This window comes from Streptomyces marincola, from assembly GCF_020410765.1.
GTDB lineage: Bacteria > Actinomycetota > Actinomycetes > Streptomycetales > Streptomycetaceae > Streptomyces > Streptomyces marincola.
In genome coordinates this window covers 2,317,807-2,340,373 of record NZ_CP084541.1, presented here as the reverse complement: position 1 = coordinate 2,340,373, position 22,567 = coordinate 2,317,807, and the positions used below count along the sequence as shown (strand labels likewise).

Annotated in this window: 13 protein-coding genes; 12 read left to right on the top strand and 1 reads right to left on the bottom strand. The window is 76.5% G+C overall.

Annotation, left to right across the window (positions count from 1 at the left end):
* Nucleotides 1-577 precede the first annotated feature (577 nt).
* Genes LC193_RS09750 through LC193_RS09725 form a run of 6 tightly spaced genes read left to right on the top strand, consistent with a single transcriptional unit; the run spans nt 578 to nt 15,724 of the window.
* Nucleotides 578-7,612, top strand: a complete 7,035-nt coding sequence (locus tag LC193_RS09750; RefSeq protein ID WP_226073362.1) for a type I polyketide synthase — start codon at nt 578-580, stop codon at nt 7,610-7,612.
* A gap of 41 nt (nt 7,613-7,653) precedes the next feature.
* Complete coding sequence (locus LC193_RS09745; protein WP_226078533.1) at nt 7,654-12,228, top strand: type I polyketide synthase; 4,575 nt, start codon at nt 7,654-7,656, stop codon at nt 12,226-12,228.
* On the top strand, nt 12,225-12,569 hold the full coding sequence (locus LC193_RS09740; protein ID WP_318842139.1) for a phosphopantetheine-binding protein: 345 nt from the start codon (nt 12,225-12,227) through the stop codon (nt 12,567-12,569). The genes LC193_RS09745 and LC193_RS09740 overlap by 4 nt, the downstream gene beginning before the upstream one ends.
* Nucleotides 12,570-12,578: 9 nt before the next feature.
* The gene (locus LC193_RS09735) at nt 12,579-13,403 is read left to right on the top strand and encodes an alpha/beta fold hydrolase (protein ID WP_226078531.1); all 825 of its coding nucleotides are present in this window, start codon (nt 12,579-12,581) and stop codon (nt 13,401-13,403) included.
* Nucleotides 13,400-14,617, top strand: coding sequence for a glycosyltransferase (locus LC193_RS09730; RefSeq protein WP_226073360.1), 1,218 nt, complete (start codon nt 13,400-13,402; stop codon nt 14,615-14,617). Before LC193_RS09735 ends, LC193_RS09730 begins: the two co-directional genes overlap by 4 nt.
* Nucleotides 14,618-14,656: 39 nt before the next feature.
* A complete protein-coding gene (locus tag LC193_RS09725; RefSeq protein ID WP_226073358.1) occupies nt 14,657-15,724 on the top strand; it encodes a class I SAM-dependent methyltransferase in 1,068 nt (355 codons plus the stop codon).
* 64 nt (nt 15,725-15,788) lie between these two features.
* Here LC193_RS09725 and LC193_RS09720 read toward each other — a convergent pair whose 3' ends face one another.
* Entirely contained in the window at nt 15,789-16,454 is a 666-nt protein-coding gene (locus LC193_RS09720) for a M23 family metallopeptidase (RefSeq protein WP_226073356.1), read from the bottom strand.
* Nucleotides 16,455-17,060: 606 nt separating this feature from the next.
* On the opposite strand from LC193_RS09720, the gene LC193_RS09715 reads away from it, so the two are divergent.
* From LC193_RS09715 to LC193_RS09690, 6 genes are all read left to right on the top strand, one after another.
* Nucleotides 17,061-17,777 carry a ScbR family autoregulator-binding transcription factor gene (locus tag LC193_RS09715; protein WP_226073354.1) on the top strand — a complete coding sequence of 239 codons (717 nt, stop codon included), beginning with the start codon at nt 17,061-17,063 and terminating at the stop codon, nt 17,775-17,777.
* 308 nt (nt 17,778-18,085) lie between these two features.
* Entirely contained in the window at nt 18,086-18,754 is a 669-nt protein-coding gene (locus LC193_RS09710) for a ScbR family autoregulator-binding transcription factor (RefSeq protein ID WP_226073352.1), read from the top strand.
* A gap of 121 nt (nt 18,755-18,875) precedes the next feature.
* Complete coding sequence (locus LC193_RS09705) at nt 18,876-19,778, top strand: ABC transporter ATP-binding protein (protein WP_226073350.1); 903 nt, start codon at nt 18,876-18,878, stop codon at nt 19,776-19,778.
* The gene (locus LC193_RS09700; protein ID WP_226073348.1) at nt 19,775-20,551 is read left to right on the top strand and encodes an ABC transporter permease; all 777 of its coding nucleotides are present in this window, start codon (nt 19,775-19,777) and stop codon (nt 20,549-20,551) included. Before LC193_RS09705 ends, LC193_RS09700 begins: the two co-directional genes overlap by 4 nt.
* A gap of 7 nt (nt 20,552-20,558) precedes the next feature.
* A complete protein-coding gene (locus tag LC193_RS09695) occupies nt 20,559-21,809 on the top strand; it encodes a sensor histidine kinase (protein ID WP_226073346.1) in 1,251 nt (416 codons plus the stop codon).
* Entirely contained in the window at nt 21,802-22,446 is a 645-nt protein-coding gene (locus tag LC193_RS09690; RefSeq protein WP_226073345.1) for a response regulator, read from the top strand. Before LC193_RS09695 ends, LC193_RS09690 begins: the two co-directional genes overlap by 8 nt.
* The last annotated feature ends 121 nt before the right edge of the window (nt 22,447-22,567 follow it).

Below are 22,567 nucleotides of genomic sequence, written 5' to 3'. Positions count from 1 at the left end.
GCCGGGCCCACCCTCGGGCAGTGTCAACTGCCCTGGTAGGTGGGCAGGGTGAGGGCATGGCCTTTTCCTGGGCCACTCCACCGTGGCAGCGGAACCGCTGACCGGCGAACTGCCGGGCCCCCGCGATCCTTCCGGCGTGGTCTTCACCGTGGCGTCCAACACGACGAGCGCTGGCCACCTGCGCACCCACCACCGTCATGCCATTCGAACGAGTTACCCGGTCAATTGAGGGACGGGGTAATTAGCTCGTGCGTGAGAACTCGGCATGTGCGATGACAATTTCGATATGACAATCGTACATTGCTTGGGGAAATAGGGTTCAGAAACGGGCGAACGTCCGCAACCGTTACCGCGGCTGTGGCCCGGAGTCGGGCGCGAAATGCCTGGTCCGTGCGGTGGTCGGGCCGCTTTCCGGGTGTGCCGCGCACCCCCGGTCCACCGCTGGTGAACAGCCGTCAGGACCACGTTGCACCGCACTTGGGGGGCGGCGATAATGACGGCGACAAGGCTGTCCATAGGCCAGGCGAAAATCGGATGCGCGCGTTCGAAACCCCACACGTCCCGCACTTGGAGTGCCATGGCGCCCCTCTCCGCAAATTTTCCACTCGTCATCGGTGTGAGCCCCTTCGGGGAGTCTGACGCCCGGCTCGTGGCCGCCGTCTGCCGGGCCGGCGGCCTCGGCGTTCTGGACCTGGGGCCCGGCGGCCGGCGGGCGGCCGAGGAGCTGTTCCGGCTGCGCTCCTGGGCGGTGGCGCCCTTCGGGGTCCGGGTGTCCGCCGGCTGCGCCCTCCTGCCCGAGGACGTCGGAGACGCCCCCGACCTCACCGTCGTACTCGGCCACGGCGCCCCCTGGCGCCCCGCCGACCTCCCGGCGCACTGGCGCGTCCTCGCCGAGGTGACCTCGGCGGCGGAGGCCGAGGCCGCCGTCGCCGCCGGCGCGCACGGCCTGATCGCCCGCGGCAGCGAAGCCGGCGGGCGCGTCGGCACGTTGAGCACCTTCGTGCTCCTCCAGCAACTGCTCGCCGACGGCCCGCCCGGCCGTCCCGTGTGGGCCTGCGGCGGCATCGGGCCGCACACGGCCGCCGCCGCGCTCGCCGGGGGAGCCGTGGGCGTCGTCCTCGACACGCAGCTCGCGCTCCTCGCGGAGTCCTCGCTGCCCGAGCGCACCGCCGCCGCGCTGCGCCGGCTCGACGGCACCGAGACCGTCGTCACCGAGGAGGGGCACCGCGTGCTGCGCCGCCCCGGCGCCGCCGACGGCGCGGAACGCCCGCTGCCCGTGGGCCAGGACGGCTACCTGGCCGCCGAGTTCGCCCGGCGCTTCGGCACCGCGGCCCGCGCCGTCGCGGGCGTCGGCGCCGCCGTCGCCGCCGCGTTCCAGGACGACGCGCCCGCCCGCGCCCTGGCCCCCGGCTCCCCGATGAGCCGCGCGCTCGGCACCCGGCTGCCCCTCGCCCAGGGCCCCATGACGCGGGTGAGCGACCGCCCCGGGTTCGCCGCCGACATCGCGGACGCGGGCGGCCTGCCGTTCCTCGCGCTCGCGCTCGCCACGGGCGAGCAGACCGGTGAGCTGCTGACGGCGACCGCCGCCGTGCTCGGCAGCCGCCCCTGGGGGGTCGGGCTGCTCGGCTTCGCGGACGAGGAGCTGCGCGCCGCGCAGCTCGCGGCGGTGCGCGAGCACCGGCCGAGCCACGCCGTCATCGCCGGCGGCAGGCCCGCGCAGGCCGCCGCGCTCGAAGCCGCGGGGATCAGGACGTTCCTGCACGTCCCCACGCCCGGGCTGCTGCGGCAGTTCCTCGACGCGGGCAGCCGCAGGTTCGTCTTCGAGGGCTCCGAGTGCGGCGGCCACGTCGGTCCGCTCAGCAGCTTCGCGCTGTGGGAGGCGCAGGCCGCCGTTCTCGAAGCCTTCCTGGACGGCGAGGCGGCCGGGGGCCGCGAGCGGCGCGAGGGCGCGCGGGACGGCGGGCCCGGCATCGAGGTGCTGTTCGCCGGCGGCATCCACGACGAGCGTTCCGCGGCCATGGTCGCCGCGCTCGCCGCCCCCCTCACCGCGCGCGGCGCCGCGGTCGGCGTCCTGATGGGCACCGCCTACCTGTTCACGGAGCAGGCCGTCGCGCGCGGCGCCATCGGCCCCGTCTTCCAGCGGCAGGTCGTCACCGCGGGCTCCACCGCGCTCCTGACCACCGCGCCCGGGCACGCCACGCGGTGCGTCACCAGCCCGTTCACCGGCGAGTTCGACGCGGCCAGGCACGCGCTCAAGGCCGCGGGCGTGCCCGACCGCGACGCCTGGCCCGAGCTGGAGAAGCTGAACCTGGGCCGGCTGCGCATCGCGAGCAAGGGCGTCGAGCGCGTCGGTGACGACCTGGTCGGCACCACGGAGGAACGGCAGCTGGCCGCCGGGATGTTCATGGCCGGCGATGTCGCCGTGCTCAGGTCGGCCACCACGACCGTCCACGACCTGCACCACGCCGTCGGCCCCGGCGCGGCGGGGCACTTCGCGGCGCGCGCCGCCGAGCTGCGCGCCCGGCTGGGCCCCGCGCCCGCCGCGCCGCCCGCGCCGCTCGACATCGCCGTCGTCGGCATGTCCTGCATGTTCCCCGACGCCGCCGACCTGGGCACCTTCTGGGCGAACGTGCTCGGCGGCCACGACTCCATCACCGAGGTGCCCGGCGAACGCTGGGACACCGCCGTCCACTACCGGCCACCGGGCGGTGAACGCGGCGGCGGGGACGGCGGGACGGCGACGAGTCCGTCCAAGTGGGGCGGCTTCCTGCCGCGTATACCCTTCGACCCGCTGGCGTACGGCATCCCGCCCGCGGCGCTCGGCAGCATCGAGCCCGTCCAGCTGCTGGCCCTCGAAGCGGCCCGCGGCGCCCTCGCGGACGCCGGGTACGACCGGCGCCCGTTCGACCGCTCCCGCACCTCCGTCGTCTTCGGCGCCGAATCCGGCAGCGACCTGTCCCAGGCCACGGCCCTGCGCGCCGTCCTCCCCGCCTACCTGGCCGAGCTGCCGCCCGGACTCGTCGAGCAGCTGCCCGCCCTCACCGAGGACTCCTTCCCCGGCATGCTGGCCAACGTCATCGCGGGCCGCATCGCCAACCGCCTCGACCTCGGCGGCGCCAACTACACGGTCGACGCCGCCTGCGCCTCCTCGCTCGCGGCCGTCGACGCCGCCTGCAAGGAACTGGCCGCGGGCACCAGCGACGTGGTGCTGTGCGGGGGCGCCGACCTGCACAACGGCATCAACGACTACCTCATGTTCGCCTCCGTCGGCGCGCTCTCGCCCACCGGCCGCTCCCGCACGTTCGACGCCGAGGCGGACGGGATCGCGCTCGGTGAGGGCGTCGCCTGCGTCGTGCTCAAACGGCTCGCGGACGCCGAGCGCGACGGCGACCGCGTCTACGCCGTCATCGAGGGCGTCGGCGCGTCGAGCGACGGCCGCGCCCGCGGACTGATCGCGCCCAGGCCCGAGGGGCAGCGCGCCGCGCTGCGCCGCGCCTACCGCGCCGCGGGCGTCTCGCCGGCCGACGTCGGGCTGATCGAGGCGCACGGCACCGGGACCGTGGTCGGCGACAGGACCGAACTGGCGGTGCTGACCGAGGAGTTCACCGAGGCCGGGGCCGAGCCCGGGCGTTGTGCGCTCGGCTCGGTCAAGTCGCAGATCGGGCACACCAAGTGCACGGCCGGGCTCGCCGGGCTGATCAAGGCCGTGCTCGCCCTGCACACCGGCACCCTGCCGCCCACCGGCAACCTGACCCGGCCCAACCCGGCCTGGGACCCGGCGAGCAGCCCGTTCGCCTTCCACACCGCCCCGCGCCCGTGGCCGCTGCCCGCCGCCCGGCGGCGGGCCGGGGTCAGCGCGTTCGGCTTCGGCGGCACGAACTTCCACGCCGTGCTGCGCGGGCACGACGCGCCCCCGCCCCCGCACGGCCGCGCCGTGTGGCCGGCCGAGCTGTTCACGTTCCGCGGCGCCGACCACGCCGCCGCGGCCCGCGAGGCCGAACGGCTGCTCGCCGCCGCCGAGGGCGGCGCCGCGTCGCTCGCGCGCCTGGCGTACGAGAACGCGCGGCGCTCCGACGCGGCGGCGGGCCCCGTGCGCGTCGCCGTCGTCGCGAGCGGCACGGACGAGCTCGCCGTCCTGCTGCGCAAGGCGCTGGCCGGCGGCCGCGACCCGGTGGCGGGCGTCCACATCGCGGACGCGGCCGGGGGGCCGTCAGGAGGCCCGGGGAAGGTCGCGTTCCTCTTCCCCGGTCAGGGCAGCCAGCGGCCGGGGATGTTCGCCGAGCTGTTCCTCGCCTTCCCCGAGACGCAGGACCACCTGGCGCTGGTGCCGGGGCTCGCGGACGTGCTGTTCCCGCCGGCCGCGTTCGACGAGGAGACGGCGGAACGGCAGCGGGCCGCCGTCACCGACACGCGCGTCGCGCAGCCGGCGCTCGGCGCGGCGGGACTGGCCGCGTTCGACCTGCTGACCCGCGCGGGCGTGCGGCCCGACCTCGCGGCAGGCCACTCCTACGGGGAGCTCGTGGCCCTGTGCGCGGCCGGGGCGCTCGGCCCCGAGGCGCTGCTCCGGCTCAGCTCCCTGCGGGCCGAGGCGCTGCTCGCGGCGGCGGGCGAAGACCCGGGGGCCATGGCCGCCGTGCCGGCCCCGGCCGCCGACGTGGAACCGCTGCTCGCCGCGGCGGCCGAGGAGAGCGGCGGCCGGGTCGTGGTGGCCAACCGCAACGCGCCGGCCCAGACCGTGATCTCCGGGGACACCGCGGCCGTCGCCGCGGCCGTGGCACGGCTGCGCGCCGCCGGTCTTCGGCCGAGGCCGCTGCCCGTGGCCTGCGCGTTCCACAGTCCGCTGACGGCCGGCGCGGGCGCCGCGTTCGCGGATGCGCTCGCGGAACACCGGGTGCGCGCGCCCGAGTTCCCTGTCCTGGCCAACCGGACGGCCGCGCCCTACCCGGCCGACGGGGACGGGGTCCGTGCGGAGCTGGCCGCCCAACTGGGCGCGCCGGTGCGGTTCGTCGACCAGATCGAGGCCATGTACGCGGCCGGCGCGCGCGTGTTCGTCGAGGCCGGTCCCGGCGCGGTGCTCACCGGTCTGGTGCGCGCGATCCTCGGCGACCGGCCGCACCGCGCCGTCGCCGTCGAGGCGCGTCCTGGCGCCGGCCTGCGCGGGTTCCTCACGGCCCTCGCGGAACTGGCCGTCGCCGGGGTCGAGGTGCGCACCGGCTGGCTCAGCAGGGGCAGGGAGGGCGCGCCCCCGCCCGAGCGCGCCCCGGGCTGGACCGTGGACGGCCACCTGGTGCGCACCGCGGACGGCGAGCCGGTGGCGGGCGGCCTGCGGCCCGCGCGCCGCCTGCCGCCCGCCCCGGCCGCCGCCGCGGGCGGCGGGGGCGAACGGGACGCCGTGGTCGCGCAGTTCCTGGCGACCAGCAGGGAACTGGTCGCGGCGCAGCGCGACGTGCTGCTCTCCTACTTCGGCGGCGCGCCGGCCGCCGGCCCGGTCCCCGGCCACGCGGCGCCCCCGCCGCCGGAGGCGGCGGCGGGGACGTGGCCCGCGGCGGTGGCGGAGCGGCCGGGCGCACCGGCCGTTCCCGCGGGGTCCGCGGGCGGGGCGGCCGGGCGCGGGCCGTCGGCGGAGCCGTTCGAGACCCCCGCGGCCTCCGGGACTTCCGGGACTTCCGGAGCTTCCGGGACTTCCGGGACGGCGTCGGCCGCGGGCGCGCTCGACACGGTGCTCGCGGTCATCAGCGAACGCACCGGCTATCCCGTCGACATGCTCGACCCCGACCTCGACCTTGAGGCCGACCTCAGCATCGACTCCATCAAACGCACAGAGATCGCGGGCGAGTTGGCGACCCGGCTCGGGGGCCCCGGCACGGCGCCGCTCACCGACGCCGAGGTGGACGAGCTCTCCGGCGCGCGCACGGCGGCGGCCATCGCCGGCTGGCTGGACGCGCGTTCCGGCGCCGCGCCCGTGCCCGCCCAGCGCTCCGCGCCCCCGCGGGCCGCGCCCACCGGGGGCGTTGCGGGCGCGCCCGCCGCGCCGGAGCGTGGCCCGGCCGCCTCGAAGACGGGTGTTCCGGCCGACGCGGCCACCGCACGCCCCGCCGGGGCGCCGGCCGCGCCCGCGCCGCGGGACGGCGCCGGGGCGGTGGACGGGACGCCCGCGGGAGAGGCGCCGAAGCGGCTCGTGCCGCGCCGGGTGCCGCTCGGCGCCCAGCCCGAGCCGCAGGACCTGGCCGGGCGGCGCTTCGCGCTCCTCGGCGGCGGCCGGCTCGCGGACGCCGTCGCCGCCGCGCTCGCCGCCCGGGGCGCGCAGGCGCTGCCCCGGGACGCGGGGCACCTGCTGACCGCGGCCGAGGGGCCGCTCGACGGCGTGCTGCTGCTCGCGCCGCTGGCGGAGGCGGCGGAACCGGTGCTGCCCGGCGCGTTCCCCGTGCTCGCGGCGGCCCTGCGGGCCGACCCGGCCCGGCTGCTGTGCGTGCGCCCGGCGGCGGGCGCGAGCTCAGGCTCGGGCGCGGGCTCGGGGCTCGACGGGTTCTTCCGCACCGTCGCCAGGGAGTACCCGGACGTCCTGGCCCGCGTCGTCGGCGTCGACCCGGCGGCCCCCGCAGAGGAGACCGCGGCGCTGCTGCTCGGCGAGCTGTCCGGCGCCGACCGCGAGCCGGTCGTGGAGCACACGGCCGGGGCGCGGTACGGGTTCGCCCTCGCGGCGGCCCCACTCGGGCCGCCGCCGGGCGGGGCCCCCGACGGCGCGGCGCTCGGGCTCGACCGCGAGTCGGTCGTGCTGCTCGCGGGCGGTGCCCGCGGCATCACGGCCCACATCGCGTGCGCGCTCGCCGCCGCGACGGGCTGCCGCGTCGAACTGCTCGGCCGCACGTCCCAGGCGGCGGGCCCTGAGGCGCCCGACACCGCGGGCGCCGCGGACCGGGCGGCGCTGCGCGCCGCGCTGGCCGCGCGCGGCGGCAGGAGCCCGGCCGCCATCGAGCGGGAGGCGGGGCTGCTGCTCGCGCAGCGCGAGGTCGCGGCGACCCTCGCGCAGCTCGACGCGCTCGGCAGCGAGGCCCGTTACCGGTGCGCCGACCTGCGGGACGCGGAGTCGGTGCGCCAGGCGGTGAAGGCCGCGCACACCCGGTACGGCCGGCTGGACGGCGTGCTGTGCGCGGCCGGGATCATCGAGGACCGGCTGATCGCGCAGAAGACGCCCGAGTCGTTCAACCGGGTGTTCTCGACCAAGGTCGACGGCGCGCGGACCCTCCTGGACGCGGTGGCGGAACTGCCGCGGGGGCCGCGGTTCGCGGTGCTGTTCGGCAGCGTCTCCGCCGTCCTCGGCAACCGCGGGCAGTGCGACTACGCCGCGGCGAACGACGCGCTCGAAGGGGTCGCCGCGGCCTGGGCGGCGCGCACCGGCCGGCGCGCGCTGACCGTGCACTGGGGACCGTGGGCGCCCACGGGCACCCACCCCGGGATGGTCACGCCGGAGCTGAGCCGCGACTACGTCAGGCGCGGGGTCGGTCTCATCGACCCGGACGCGGGCGCGCGGGCCCTGCTCGACGAGCTGGCCAGGGGCGACGGGTCGGAACTCAGCGTCGTGTACACGTCGGCCGACGGGTGGGGCGCGTGACGGCGGCGGGGGACGCGTTCCCCGGGGTCGCGATCGTGGGCATGGCCGCGCTGCTGCCCGGCGCGCCGGGGCTCGACGCCTACTGGCGCAACCTGGTGGCCGGTGCCGACTGCATCACCGACCTGCCGGGGCACCGGATCGACCCGGCCTACTACCCGGACCCGGTGTACTGCCGGCGCGGGGGGTTCGTTGACGAGTTCGCGGAGGTGGAGGCGGCCAGGTTCGGCATCATGCCGAACGCCGTTCCTGGCACCGAGCCCGACCAGCTGATCGCGCTCTCGGTGGCCGCCGACGCGCTCGACGACGCGGGCGGGGCGGCGCGGCTGCCGGACCGCGACCGCGTCGGCGTGGTGCTGGGGCGCGGCGGCTACCTGTCGCCCGGCCTGGCGCGCCTCGACCAGCGGGTGCGCACCGCCCACCAGCTCACCCGCACGCTCGGTGAGCTGGTCCCCGGCCTGAACGAGGAGCAACTGGCCCGCGTGCGTGAGGCGTTCACCCGGCGGCTCGGGCCGCAGGAGCCCGAGCACGCGATCGGCCTCGTGCCCAACCTCGCCGCCTCCCGGCTGGCGAGCCGCCTGGACCTGCGCGGCCCGGTGTACACGGTGGACGCGGCCTGCGCGTCCGCGCTGGTCGCGGTCGACCAGGCGGTGTCCGCGCTGGCCTCGGGCACCTGCGACGTGATGCTGGCCGGGGGCACGCACCACTGCCACGACATCACGCTGTGGAGCGTGTTCGCGCAGCTCAGGGCGCTGTCGCCGAGCCAGCGCAGCCGCCCGTTCCACGCGGGCGCGGACGGGCTCCTCATCGGTGAGGGCACCGGGATCGTGGTCCTCAAGCGGCTCGTCGACGCGCGGCGCGACGGTGACCGGGTGTACGCCGTGATCAGGGGAACGGGCGTCGCGGGGGACGGCCGGGCCGGCGGTCTGGTGAGCCCCGACTCCGGCGGTCAGGCGCGCGCCGTGCGGAACGCCTGGCGCGCGGCCGGCCTCGATCCGCGCGCCCCCGGCGCGTTGGGGCTCATCGAGGCGCACGGCACCGGCACGCCCGCCGGGGACGCGTCCGAACTCGCGACTCTGGCCGAGGTGTTCGGCCCCCCGGAGCGACCCGGGGCGCAGGAGGGGCCCGTGATCGGCTCGGTGAAGTCGATGATCGGCCACACCATGCCCGCGGCCGGGGCGGCGGGGCTGATCAAGGCCGCCCTCGCCGTGTACCACGCGACGCTGCTGCCGACGCTGCACTGCGACGAGCCGCATCCGGGCCTGGCGCGCACGGTGTTCAGGCCGCTGGCCGCCGCCGCGCCCTGGCCGGGCGGCCCGCGGCGCGCGGCGGTGAACGCGTTCGGCTTCGGCGGGATCAACGCGCACGTCGTGATCGAGCAGGCCCCCGAGGCGCGCGCGGTGTCCCGCGCGGCGCCTCCCGCCGGGGGCGCCCGGGCGGACGCCGGGGGCGCGGCCCGGGAAGGGGCGCCCCCGGCGCCGGGCGGGCGGCGCCCGGCCGCCGTGCGCGAGCCGGAGCGCGTGCTGCGGCTCGCCGCCGCGGGGCCTGCCGCGCTCGCGGCCCTGCTCGACGCGGACGACGCCGCGGTGCGCGCGCTGCCGGCCGAACCGGCCGACGCGCCGGCCGCCGGCGGCGCGTGCAGGCTCGGCGTGGTCGAGCCCACCGCGAAGCGCCTCGCGCTGGCCCGCCGCGCGGTCGCGCGCGGCCGGGCCTGGCGCGGCCGGGACGATGTGTGGTTCAGTCCTCGGCCGCTGCTCGCCGGGCCGCGGCCCGGACTGCTGGCGTTCGTCTTCCCCGGCCTTGAGGCCGAGTTCGAGCCGCGCGGGCTCGACGAGGTGGCCGGGGCGTTCGGGCTCCCGCTGCCCGAGTGGGCCACCGCGGACGCGGGCGACACGGTGCGGCGGGGGCTCGGCGTGCTGTCGGTCGCGGGCGTGCTCGAAGGGGCGCTGCGCCGGATGGGCGTGGCGCCGGACGGCGTGGCAGGGCACAGCGTGGGCGAGTGGTCCGCGATGGTCGCGGGCGGGCTGTACTCGCGGGAACGCTCCGACCGGATGCTCGCGACGTTCGACCCCGACTCGCTGACCGTGCCGGGGCTGGTGTTCGCGGCGCTCGGCACCTCGGCCGACCGGGTGGCCGAGGCGCTCTGCGGGCGCGCCGACATCGTGCTCAGCCACGACAACTCGCCCCGGCAGACGATGGTCTGCGGCCCGGAGCCGGCCGTGGAGGAGCTGGTGCGGTGGTTCCGCGCGCGCCGGGTGCTGGGGCGGGTGCTGCCGTTCACGTCGGCGTTCCACACCCCCATGCTCGCGCCGCACCTCGCGCCGCTCGCGGAGAACGCGGACCGCCTTGAGGTGCTGCCCGCGACGCTGCCGGTCTGGTCGGCGACCACGGCCGCGCCGTTCCCCGACGACCCGGCGGGGGTGCGGCGGCTGTTCCTGCGGCACCTGCTCGAACCGGTGCGGTTCCGGCCGATGATCGAGGCGATGCACGACGCGGGGTACCGGGTGTTCGTCCAGCCGGGCACGGGCCAGCTGACCTCGTTGATCGACGACACGCTCGCGGAGCGCGAGCACCTGGCCGTGGCCGCCAACACTCCGCACCGCGGCGGCCTCGACCAGCTGCGGCGGGTCGCGCTCGCCCTGTGGACGGAGGGCGCCCGGGTCGAGGACCCGGCGGCCGGGACGGCCGCGCCGCGTGCCGCCGCCGCGCCCGCGCGGGCCCCCGGCGGGGCCGCCGCGCGCCCGCCGGGCGGCGGGCCCGTGCGGCTGTCGCTCGGCGAGCCGCTGGTGTCGCTGCCCGCGGCGGAACGGGCCGCGCTCGGCGCCCTGCTGCGGGCCGCGCCAGGCCCCGGGAGCGCACCGGCGCCCGTGCCCGTGCCCGCCGGCGCGCACGCCTCGGGTCCGCACGCCTCCGGCGCGCACTCCGCCGCGAGCGACCCGCTGGCCGGGCTGCGCGGGCTCGCGCGCCGGGTGCCGGCCGCGGCCGGGCTCGCCGCGCTGCTCGCAGAGACGGCGGACGCCGCCGCTGGCGTCCTGACCGCCGCCGCGCCGCCGAGGCCGCCGGAGCCGGTCCGCAGCACGCTGCGCATCTCCACCCGCGCCATGCCCTACCTGCTCGACCACTGCTTCTACGCGCAGCCGCCCGGCTGGCCCGACCTCGCGGACCGGCGGCCCGTGGTACCGGCGACCACCATCGTCCAGCACATGGTGGACGCGGTGGAGCGCGCGGCGCCCGGCCTGCGCGCCACGGCGCTGCACGGAGTGCGGTTCGAGCAGTGGGCGGACGCGCTGCCCGAGACCACCGCCGAGATCACCGTCACCCCCGGCGCGGACGGCGCGTACGCCGTCGCGTTCGGCCCCTACGCGCGCGCCCGCGTGACCGTGGCGCCCGGCCATCCCGCGCCGCCCGCCGCCTGGCCGCCGCCGGAACCCGGCACGGAACGGCCCTGCGCGCACGGCCCGGCCGACCTGTACGCGGACCGGTGGATGTTCCACGGCCCGGCGTTCCAGGGCGTGACCGGCATGACCGGTCTTGGGGAGCGGCACATCCGCGGCACGATCACCGCGCCCGCCGCACCGGGCGCGTTGCTCGACAACGTCGGGCAGCTCCTCGGCTACTGGCTGATGGCGACCAGGCCGGGCCGGGCGATCGTGTTCCCGGTGGCGATGGACGGCATCCGCTTCCACGGCCCGCCGCCGGCGGCCGGCACGCGCGTGGAGTGCGCGGTGCGCGTCACCGGGCTGAGCGACACGGACGTCACGGCCGACGTTCAGCTGACTGTGGGCGGCCGGGTGTGGGCCGAGATCGCGGGCTGGCGCGACCGCAGGTTCGACGGCCCGCTGTCGCTGCGTTCCGGCGGCTACCCGGAACGCCGGCCGCTGTCCCGCCCGCGGCCGGGCGGCTGGTGGCTGATGACGGACCAGTGGGCCGACCTGGCGTCGCGCGAGCTGGTGATGGGCACCCAGCTGGCCGGCGAGGAGCGGGCCGCCTACGCGGCGCGGCCGGCGCGGGGGCGGCGGGCGTGGCTGCTCGGCAGGCTCGCGGCCAAGGACGCGGTGCGCGGATGGCTGTGGGAGCACGGCGAGGGCGATGTGTTCCCCGCCGAGATCGGCATCCGCAACGACGCGTCGGGGCGGCCGTTCGCCGTCGGCAGGCACGGCCGCGCGCTGCCGCCGCTCGGCCTGTCGCTCGCGCACCGCAAGGACGTGGCCGTCGCGCTCGTCAGGCCCGGCGGCGGGGCCGGCGGGCCGTGGCCCGGCATCGACGTCGAGGTGGTCTCGGACGACACGCTGCGGGCCGCCGCCGTCGCGCTCGGCCCCGAGGAACGCGCACTGCTCGACGCCCGCGCCGCCGACGGGAGCGGCGCGGACGGGCGCGGGGCGGAAGCGGAGTGGTTCGCGCGCTTCTGGGCGGCCAAGGAGGCGGCGGCCAAGGCCGAGGGCACCGGCCTCCGCGGCCGGCCGCGCGACTTCGCGGTCGTCGGGGCCGCGCCCGGCGAACTCGCCGTGCGGACCGGCGACCGCACCCACCGGGTGCGCTGCACCCGCATCACGCACGCGGCACGGGCGTACGTCGTCGCCTGGACCGCACCCAACGAGCACGAGGAGAGCAGCGAGTGAGCGTCGTACAGCCGGCCGTGACCCGGGAGGCGGTGCTGGCAACGGTCGCCGGGATGATCGCGTCGATTCTCGGCGACGAGGAGACCGGCGGGACCGGGGAGGGCGGGGAGGGCGGGGGACCTGGCCTCGACATCGGGATGGACACCAGCCTGGGCGACGACCTGATGCTGGAGAGCATCGACATGGTGGCGCTCTCCGAGCGCCTTGAGGAGCGGTACGGCGAGCGGGTCAACTTCGCGGAGATGATCGCGGGCATGGAGCTCGACGAGCTGATCGAGCTGACCGTGGGCCGCCTCGTGGACCACGTCGTGCTCAGCCTCGCCCCGGCAGCGGAGCGCTGACCGGTGGCGATGGTCGAGGCCAACGGCGTGACCCTGAACGTCGTCAGGCTCCCGCCCCGGCAGGCACGGACCGGCGAGGGCCCGGCCCCGGTGGTCGTGTTCCTGCACGGCGCGTTCATCGACAGCCTGGCCAGCTTCTACTTCACGCTCGGGCCCGCGTTCGCCGCCCAGGGCTGCGAGGTCGTCATGTACGACCTGCGGGGGCACGGCCGCAGCGAGCGGCCCCCGTCCGGCTACACGGTGCAGGACTTCGGCGAGGACCTGCGGGCCCTGCTGAACCGGCTCGGCGTGACCCGGCCCGTCCACCTCGTGGGGAACTCGTTCGGCGGGACCGTCGCGCTCGACTACGCGCTGCGGTGGCCGGGCCGCACGGCGTCCGTGCTGGTCATCGAGTCGGGGCCGGCGACCGAGCAGTGGGCGTCGACGATGCGCGAGGCGCTGCGCGCCACGGCGGGCGACCAGCTCGACGCGGGCTCGCTCTCGCGGTTCGTGCGGATGTACGGCACGGTCTCATCGACGCTGAGCGGGGCGCGGCACGAGGCGCGCATCGAACGCCTCGGGCGGTCGGCGGGCCGCCTGATCGGCGCCACCACGATCCGCGAGGACATCACGGCGGGCCGGCCGGTGACGGAGGAGGAGATCCGTTCCGTCGACTGCCCGGTGCTGCTGGTCAACGGCAGCCACGGGCTGGTCGGCAGGCAGTCGCGCTGGCTGGCCTCGGTGCTGCCGCGGGCGCGGATCGCCGAGGTCGAGGGCATGAAGCACTCCGTGCTCGTCGAGGCGCCCGACGCGGTGGGGCGGCTCGCGCTCGACTGGGTCAAGGAGCACGCGTGAGCCGGTTCCTGTTCGTCGTGCCGCCCCTGGTCGGGCACGTGAACCCGGCCGCCGCGGTCGCGGCCGAGCTGGCGGCCAGGGGGCACTCGATCGCCTGGGCGGGGGACCCTGGCCTGCTGGCGCGGCTCCTGCCGGACGCGGCCCTGGCGCGGGTGTTCGGCTGCGCGCTGCCGACCTCGTGGGAGGCGCGGCCCGAGGGGCTGCGCGGGGTCGCGGCGCTGAAGTTCCTGTGGGAACGGTGGTTCGGGCCGCTGGCCGAGGCGATGGCCCCCGGGGTCGCGTCAGCGGCGGAACGCTTCCGGCCCGACGTTCTGGTGGCCGACCAGCAGACGGTCGCGGGCCCGCTGGTCGCGGAGCGGGCGGGCCTGCCGTTCGTGACGCTTGCGAGCACGTCGGCGGAGCTGACGGGCGCGGTGGGGCTGCCGAAGGTCGACGCGTGGGTCGGGGAGCTCCTGGCCGGGCTGCGCCGCCGCCTCGGTGCCCCGGGGACCGGTGGCGACCCGCGGTTCTCGCCGCTGCTCACGGTGGTGTTCTCGACGCCGGAACTGGCCGGTCCCGTGCCGGACGGCAAGGGGCCGCTGGCGTTCGTCGGACCGGCGCTCGGGGCGCGCCCCGCCGATCCCGGCTTCCCGTGGGAGTGGGTCGCGCGCCACCGGGAGCGCCCCCTGGTGCTGGTGACCCTCGGCACGGCGAACACCTCGGCCGGCGCCCGGTTCCTGCACGAGTGCGTGGCGGCGGTGCGGGAACGGGCGGGCCGGGTGCGGGCCGTCGTCGCGGACCCGGGCGGCGTGCTGGAGGGCGCCGGCCCCGGCGGCCTGCCGGAAGGTGCCGGCGGTGCGGCGGGGGAGGCGGCGGGGGACGTGCTGGTGCGGCCGGTCGTGCCGCAGCTCGCGCTGCTCGCCGAGGCGGCGGCTGTGGTCTGCCACGCCGGGCACAACACGGTGGCCGAGGCGCTGTGGCACGGGGTGCCGCTGGTGGTGGCACCGATCAGGGACGACCAGCCGGTGATCGCCGGGCAGGTGACGGACGCGGGGGCCGGGGTGCGGGTGAGGTTCGGGCGCGGTGGCCGGGAGGCGATCGGCGGCGCGCTCGACGCGGTGCTCACCGAGCCGGGGTACGCGGCGGCGGCCCGCGGGGTGGGGGCCGCGTTCAGGGCCGCGGGCGGCGCGCGCGCGGCGGCGGACCGGCTGGAGAAGCTCGCGGCCGGCGGATGAGCCGCGCCGTGTCGGGACGGAAGTGAGGAGCACGGATTGATGTCGACGCCGAGCGCGACGCGGGCCGCCGCGGCCCGCGGCCGGTACCTGGCCGACCTGGCGGCCGGGCCCGGCCGGTTCCTGATGCCCCGCAGTCCCGACTGCCCGTGGTGCGGCTCGCAGCGGCTGGAGTGCCGCGTCAGGACCAGGGACTGGGCCCAGGGGAAGCCGGGCGAATTCACGCTTGACCGGTGCGGGGCCTGCGGGCACGTGTTCCAGAACCCGCGGCTGAACGAGGCCGGGCTCGCGTTCTACTACCGCGACTTCTACGACGGCCTGGGCGCGGAGACGACCGGCCGCATGTTCCAGGGCGGGGGCAGCGTGCGGCGCTTCCGGTCCAGCGTGGCGGCCCTGACCGCGCACGCGGTACCGCTCACGTGGCTGGACGTGGGAACGGCGTACGGGCACTTCCCCGCTGCGGCGCGGGGGCTGCTGCCGGAGACGGAGTTCGACGGCCTCGACATGGGCGAGGCCGTGCTGGACGCGGAGCGGGCCGGGCGCGTGGCGCACGCGTTCCGCGGCTTCCTGGCGGAGCTGGCCCCGACCGAACTGGCCGGGCGCTATGACGTGGTGAGCATGTTCCACTACCTGGAGCACACGCGGGACCCGCGGCGCGAGCTGGCCGCGGCGCGCACGGCGCTGCGCCCCGGCGGGCACCTGCTGATCGAGGTGCCCGACCCCGAGTCGCTGTTCGGGCGCCTGCTCGGCCGGTACTGGCTGCCGTGGTTCCAGCCGCAGCACCTCCACTTCGTTCCGTGGTCGAACATGCGGGCGGAGCTGTCCCGCACCGGGTTCACGGTGCTGGACGTGCGGCGCGGGCACGCGCACGTGCCCGCCGACCTGGTCGCGGCCTGCTGGTTCCTGCTGACCCGCGTGCTGCCGCGCGAGGACATGCCCTGGGACGAGCGCCCGCCGGGGCGGGTGGCGCGCCTGGTGCGCGGGGGCGGGGTGCTGGCCGCGGTGCCCGCGCTGGTCGCGGCCTACGGCATGGACCGGTTGTTCGCGCCGCTCGCGCGGCGCACGGCGTGGGCGAACGCCTACCGCGTGATCGCGCGGCGCGAGGACTGAACGCGCCCGCCCCCGCACCGGGCTCGGTGCGGGGGCGGGCGGGGAACCGTGCCTCGGGGGCCGGTCAGAGCTGCACGTTCTGCTTGTCCAGGAACTGCACGGGGTCGATGGCGGAGCCGAAGTCCGCGCTGGTGCGGATCTCGAAGTGCAGGTGGGGGCCACTGCTGTTACCGCTGTTGCCGGAGAGGCCGATCTCGTCGTTGGTCGAGACCTCCTCGCCCACCTCCACGTCCACCTCGGAGAGGTGCGCGTACTGCGTGTAGGTGTCGTCGTCGTGCTTGATCACGATGGCGTTGCCGTAGGCGGGGCCGTCGCCGGCGCCGTTGCCGCCGGCCTTGACGACGGTGCCGCTGTGGGCGGCGTTCACCGGGGTGCCGACGTCGACGGCGAAGTCCTGGCCGCTGTGGCTGCTGGCCCAGCGGTCACCGCTGTTGCCGTAGGTGGCGGTCAGCGCGTAGTCCTCCTCGATCGGCGCGACCCAGGACTTCTCCAGGGCCGCGGCCTTCTCGCCCGCGGCACGCTGGGCGTCCGCCTGCGCGCCGGCGGCATCGGCCAGCTGCGTGGCGGCCGTGGGCGCGAAGACCTCGGGGGACTCGCCGCCGCCGTCGCCCGCCGCCAGGGAGGCGCCGGTCACGGCCACCGAGGCGCACAGACCGGCTGCTATGGCGGCACCGGCGCGGGAGCGGGGACGCAGGTTCTGCACGGCGCGGAGCGTGGTGGTGTTCGGCATGGGGAGACTCCCTCGCGAAGTCGGGATATCCGCTGGAACGGCCTGACACGTTCATTGATAAGCGGCGGCGCGAGGGGATTCAAGAGAGCTTGTTACGGCCCCGGGTAGGAGAAAGGGAAAGGTCGGTGGAAGGGGAATAGAAGCCCTTTTCCGCGGCCGGGGTGCGGGATATTCAGCGGGGTCGCAGGTCCCGCCGTCTTCCCGTGGCGACCTGCGCGAACGTGGAGTGCATGGACATGGCTCCGCCGTCCGCCATGGTGGCGGGAGCCTTTCTTCCCGGGCGCTCGGGACGAAAGTCCCGGGACGTTTGTCATGGCGCTCCTACTATCGGGCCCAGGAGGCTTCCCTTTCGCTGTGACGAGGGCCACTTCCGTCTTTGCCGCGGCGCCCGGAAAGGCGGGGAGCCGGGGCGCGGAGCCCTTCGGGCGGTGGGTGCGGGCGGCGCGCGGCGGGGGCGGGTGCGCTCACGTTCTGCACGTGCACAGACGCGAAGTGCCACGGAGTGGGGCGGCCCTACTCGTGGACGGGACGGATCGCATCGCTCCGCTTCGTGATATGCAAGAAGCAAACAGCAACGGCGGTTTCTTTCCCTGGAGGGGAGCGGAGTTGCAGCAGACGAGGGCCCGCAGGACGCGCCGGGCGATTCTGGACGCGGCGGCCGAGATCTTCGGCAGGCAGGGGTACGACGGAACGGCCCTCTCGGACATCCTGGAAGCCGCGGGCGTCACCAAGGGCGCCCTGTACTTCCACTTCACCTCCAAGCAGCAGGTCGCCGAGGTGCTGCTCGAAGAGGAGGCCGCCCAGTGGGCGCGGCTGGCCGCGACGGCGGGGGAGAGCGACGCCGCCGGGCTCCAGGGCCTGATCGATTTCTCGTTCGCGGTGGCGCGTCTGCTGCACACCAGTCCCACCGCCCACGCGGGGGTCAGGCTGCGCCGGGAGGTCGGCACGTTCGACGGCCCCTGGGGCGCGCCGGAGCGGGCCTGCGGCGATGTCGTGCGCGCCCTGCTCCGCCAGGCGCGCGCGGACGGCGAGCTGCGGCCCGGTGTGGACGGCGACGCCGCCGCGGACGCCGTCGTGGCCGCGGTGCTCGGGGCCGAGCTGCTGGCCGAACGCATCGCCGGCGGGCCCGGTCTCGAACAGCGGCTCGCCTCGATCTGGCTGATCCTGCTGCCCTCGCTCGCGGCCGACGCGCGTCCCGGCGCCTACCGGGTCCCGTCGGCCGGCTGCCAGCCCCTGAACGCCGACCCGGACCCGCCGCGGGTGCCGGGACCGGCGGACGGGCCCGGCGGCCCGGGGCCGCGGGTGCGCACGGCCGCCGAGTGACCCGGCCGCCCGGCTGCGCGCCGCGACGCTTCCGCGCCGGGACGCTTTCGAACGCTTCCGCGCCCGAACGTTCTCGCGCCTGAACGCTTCCGCTTCTGAACGCCTCCGTGCCCGCACGCCTGCCGTACGCGCACGTTTCCTTGCCCGAACGTCTCCGCGCCGGTCCGGGAGCCTTCGCGAGTGGCGTCGCTACAGTACGCACCAAACGGTTTGTTTCGGATGTGACCGACTCGCCCACGGCAGGGCCCTGTCCAGCAAGCGACACCTCCGGGCCATGGCGTGCCGCGGCTCACCACCAGGAGGTTCGTTTGGCCACCCAGCAGCGGGCGCTGCGCACCCGGCGTCGTGTGATCGAGGCCGCCGCCGCCGTCTTCGACGCACACGGGTACGCCTCGGCCAGCATCACGGACATCCTCCACACCGCCGGCGTCACCAAGGGCGCCCTGTACTTCCACTTCGACTCCAAGGAAGCGCTCGCCCGCAGCGTCGTGGCCGAGCGGCGCCGCTCCGTGATCGTCACCGACACGGGCCTGCACACCCAGACCGTCATCGACTTCACGCACGGCGTGGCCCGTTCGTTCCCGACCGACACGCTGCTGCGGGCCGGTGTGCGGCTGACCGTCGAGCGGGGCATGCTCGGCGAGGCCGACCCGCAGGGCATGTACCACTGGTGGACGGAGCTGTGCCGCACCCACCTCGCGCTCGCGGGCGAGCGCGGGGAGCTGCGGCCGGACGCCGACCCGGACGACCTGGCCTGCATGGTCGTCGGCTCGTTCATCGGGGTGCAGTTGCTGTCCGCGGTGCTCAGCGACCGCGCCGACCTCGTGGAACGGCTCACCGGCTGGTGGCAGGTCGTGCTGCCGGGCATGGTGGGGGAGCCCGTGCTGCCGAGGCTGCGCCCCGACGGCAGCCGCGACGTGATCGAGCGGGTCAACCGGCCCGCGCGGGCCGGGAGTCGGCAGGAGGCGGCGCGCTGACCGGCGCGCACAGCCGCCGGCGGGGGCCGTGCCCGCCGCGCGCCATCGGCCGATCGGCCGATGCGCCTTCGAGCGCGATGGGCGATGTGCGCGAACGTCCCGCCGCGGCACGCTCGTTCGCATGGCAATCATCGAAGTCAGCGGCCTGCGCAAGGCGTACGCGGGCAAGAAGGCCGTCGACGGCGTGTCCTTCGACATCGGGGAGGGGGAGATCTTCGGAATCCTCGGCCCCAACGGCGCGGGCAAGACCACCACGGTCGAGTGCGTCGCGGGCCTGCGGCGCCCCGACGCGGGCAGCGTCCGCGTCGCCGGGTACGACCCCGCCGCCGACCGCGACTCCGTCACCCGCGTCCTGGGCGTCCAGCTCCAGGAGAGCGAACTCCAGCCCAAGATCACGGTCAGCGAGGCGTTCGCACTGTACGCCGCCTGCTACCCGGACCCCGCCGACTGGCGCCCCCTCGCCGAACGCCTCGGGCTCACCGACAAGCTCCGCACCCGGTTCGCCAAGCTCTCCGGCGGCCAGAAGCAGCGCCTGTCCATCGCGCTCGCCCTGGTCGGCAAGCCCGCCGTCGTCATCCTCGACGAACTGACCACAGGGCTGGACCCGCGCGCCCGCCGCGACACCTGGCGGCTCATCCAGGACGTCCGCGACAGCGGGGTCACCGTGCTGCTGGTCACGCACTTCATGGAGGAGGCGCAGCGCCTGTGCGACCGGATAGCCCTGATCGACAAGGGCCGGATCACCGCGCTCGACACGCCGGCCGGGCTGATCGGGCGCACCGCGGGCGGCACGGCGATCTCGTTCGTCCCCTCGGCCCCGCTGGCGGCGGGACTGCTGGCGGAGCTGCCCTCGGTCGCGTCGGTGACGCACGAGAACGACCGGATCGTGGTCCACGGTACGGACGAGACGGTCAACGGCGTGCTCTCGCTGCTCGCCGGGCGGGGGATCACCGCCCACCAGCTCCGCGTCACGGAGGCGACTCTGGACGACGCCTACCTCGACCTGACGGGACAGGACGCATGACCGCGACAGCCCCCATCCGCACGACGCCCGTCAAGGGCAGCGCCGCCGCCGTGCTCAAGGCCGAGGCCCGCCTGACCCTGCGCGAGCCCGCCACCCTGTTCTGGGTGCTGGCCTTCCCCACGCTCCTGCTGGGCGTCCTGGGCGCCATCCCGGCCAACCGGGAGCATGCGGCCGACCTGGGCGGGCTGCGCGTCATCGACCTCTACGTCCCCGTCGCGATCCTGCTCGCCGTGCTCGTGGCGGGCCTCCAGGCCATGCCGCCCGTCCTCACCGGCTACCGCGAACGCGGCATCCTGCGCCGCATGTCCACGACCCCCGTGCGGCCCGGCTCCCTCATCGGCGCGCAGATCGCCCTGCACGCCACGGCCGTCGCGGTCTCCGCGGTGCTGGCCCTCGCGGTGGGCCGGATCGTGTTCGACGTGGCCCTGCCCCGCCAGCTCCCCGGATACCTGGTGGCGCTCGTCCTGGTCACGCTGGCCTCCCTGGCGCTCGGCGCCACCATCTCCGCCGTCTGCCGCACCACCAAGGTCACCCAGGCGGTGGGTTCCGCCGTGTTCTTCCCGGCGATGTTCGCCTCCGGCGTCTGGCTGCCGGTCGCGGCCATGCCCGACGTCCTCCAGCGCATCGTGGCCCTCACCCCGCTCGGCGCCGCCGCACGGGCCCTGGACGAGGCCGCCGCGGGACAATGGCCGGACTGGACACATCTGGGTGTCACGGCGCTGTGGGCGGTGCTGCTGATCGCCGCGGCCCGCCGCTGGTTCACGTGGGAGTAGCCCGATCATGACGACAACGGTCGAGGAGCGCTGGGCGTGGTTCTTCCGGTACGGGCCGTACGCCCTGCTCGGCCTGGCCACGCCCCTCGCGGCCGTGGCCGCCCCCCTGGTGATGACCAGGGGGGAGATGTACGCGGCGGGGGCGCTGCTCCTCGCCGCGCTGGCCCTCCAGGTGTGGTGGGCCCGGGCCATGCCGCGGTCGCCCGCGGCGCCGGCCGGGCCCCCGGTGCTTCCCGGGGGGACCCCGGCCGGTCGCGGCTACTTCGTGCTGCGCACGGTCCTCGCGTTCGCACTGACCTGGCTCAACCCGTTCTTCGCCCTCTACGCGTGCCTCGGCTACTGCGACGCCGGGCACCTGCTGCCGCCGCGTGCCGTCCGGGCCGGGCTCCTGGTGACCGCCGCCGCCCTCGCGGGCTCCCAGTCCGGGGGCCTGCCGCCGGACTCGCTGACGCAATGGGTCGTGTTCGGCGTGCTGTTCGGCTTCAACGCGGCGCTGGCGATCGGCCTCAACCACCTCGCCGCCAAGGAGGAGGAGAGGTCGCAGGAGCGGGCGAGGACCATCGCCGCCCTGGAGCGGGCCCTCGCGGAGAACGGCGCCCTGCACGCCCAACTGGTCCACCAGGCCAGGGAGGCGGGCGTCGCCGACGAGCGGCGCCGCCTGGCCGCGGAGATCCACGACACCATCGCCCAGGGCCTGGCCGGCATCATCGCCCAGCTCCAGGTGGTCTCCTCGACCGACGACCCGGGCCTGGCCCGCGAGCACCTGGACCGCGCCCAGGCGCTGGCCCGCCGTTCACTCGGGGAGGCCCGCCGCTCGGTCCGCAACCTCTCCCCGGCGGCGCTGGAGCACGACACGCTCCCCGACGCGCTGAAGAGGACCGTCGGCGAGTGGTCGGAACGCACCGGCGTCGCGGCCGGGTTCACCGTGACCGGCACCGAGGAGCCGCTGCACGGCGAGGTCGCCGCCACCCTCCTGCGCATCGCGCAGGAGGCGCTGGCCAACACCGGCCGCCACGCCCGCGCCGCCCGCGCGGGGGTCACCCTCTCCTACATGGAGGACGAGGTCACCCTGGACATCCGCGACGACGGCCGCGGCTTCTCGCCCGGCGCGGTGGCGCCGCGCAGCGGCAGCGGCGGCTTCGGCCTCGACGGGATGCGGGCCCGCGCCGAACGGATCGCCGGCACCGTCGCCGTCGAGTCGGAGCCGGGACAGGGCACCGCGATCAGCGCCCGCGTACCGTTGGTGCGCCATGGCTGACCGCACCATCACGCTGCTGATCGTCGACGACCACCCCGTCGTCAGGGACGGCCTGCGCGGCATGTTCGCCTCCGACCCCGGATTCGACGTCCTCGGGGAGGCCGCGGGCGGGGCCGAGGGCGTCGAACTCGCCCGGCGCCTCGACCCGGACGTCGTCCTGATGGACCTGCGCATGCCCGCCGGCGGCGGCGTCGAGGCGATCGCGGAACTCACCCGGCGCGGCGCCCGGGCCAGGGTCCTCGTCCTCACCACGTACGACACGGACTCCGACACCATTCCCGCGATCGAGGCGGGCGCCACCGGCTACCTGCTCAAGGACGCGCCGCGCGACGAGCTGTTCACGGCGGTCCGCGCCGCCGCGGAGGGGCGCACCGTCCTGTCGCCCGCCGTCGCGTCCCGCCTCGTCGGCGCCGTCAGGAACCCCGGCGCCCCTCCCGCGGCCGACACGCTCTCGGCGCGCGAGCGCGAAGTGCTCGCGCTGGTGGCCAAGGGCACCGCGAACCGCGAGATCGCCAGGGAACTCTTCATCAGCGAGGCGACGGTCAAAACCCATCTGACCCACGTGTACCGGAAGTTGGGCGTCAACGACCGGGCGGCCGCGGTGGCCGCGGCGTACGACCGCGGCATCCTGGGCTGAGCGCCCCCGCGCCGGTCGCGGCAGGTCGCGGCCGTGCACCCCTGCCGAAGTCCCCCGCCGCGACCGGGAACAGGGGTTCGAGACGGGTAGGGGTTCGCGAGCCTTGTGAGCCGCGACGGCT

What these genes read in the sequence shown, in the direction of transcription:
- LC193_RS09725 (WP_226073358.1), top strand. Translation starts at nt 14,657, where the DNA reads ATGTCGACGCCGAGCGCGACGCGGGCCGCCGCGGCCCGCGGCCGGTAC.
- LC193_RS09735 (WP_226078531.1), top strand. Translation starts at nt 12,579, where the DNA reads ATGGTCGAGGCCAACGGCGTGACCCTGAACGTCGTCAGGCTCCCGCCC.
- LC193_RS09720 (WP_226073356.1), bottom strand. Translation starts at nt 16,454, where the DNA reads ATGCCGAACACCACCACGCTCCGCGCCGTGCAGAACCTGCGTCCCCGC.
- LC193_RS09705 (WP_226073350.1), top strand. Translation starts at nt 18,876, where the DNA reads ATGGCAATCATCGAAGTCAGCGGCCTGCGCAAGGCGTACGCGGGCAAG.
- LC193_RS09745 (WP_226078533.1), top strand. Translation starts at nt 7,654, where the DNA reads ATGGCCGCGCTGCTGCCCGGCGCGCCGGGGCTCGACGCCTACTGGCGC.
- LC193_RS09700 (WP_226073348.1), top strand. Translation starts at nt 19,775, where the DNA reads ATGACCGCGACAGCCCCCATCCGCACGACGCCCGTCAAGGGCAGCGCC.
- LC193_RS09750 (WP_226073362.1), top strand. Translation starts at nt 578, where the DNA reads ATGGCGCCCCTCTCCGCAAATTTTCCACTCGTCATCGGTGTGAGCCCC.
- LC193_RS09690 (WP_226073345.1), top strand. Translation starts at nt 21,802, where the DNA reads ATGGCTGACCGCACCATCACGCTGCTGATCGTCGACGACCACCCCGTC.
- LC193_RS09695 (WP_226073346.1), top strand. Translation starts at nt 20,559, where the DNA reads ATGACGACAACGGTCGAGGAGCGCTGGGCGTGGTTCTTCCGGTACGGG.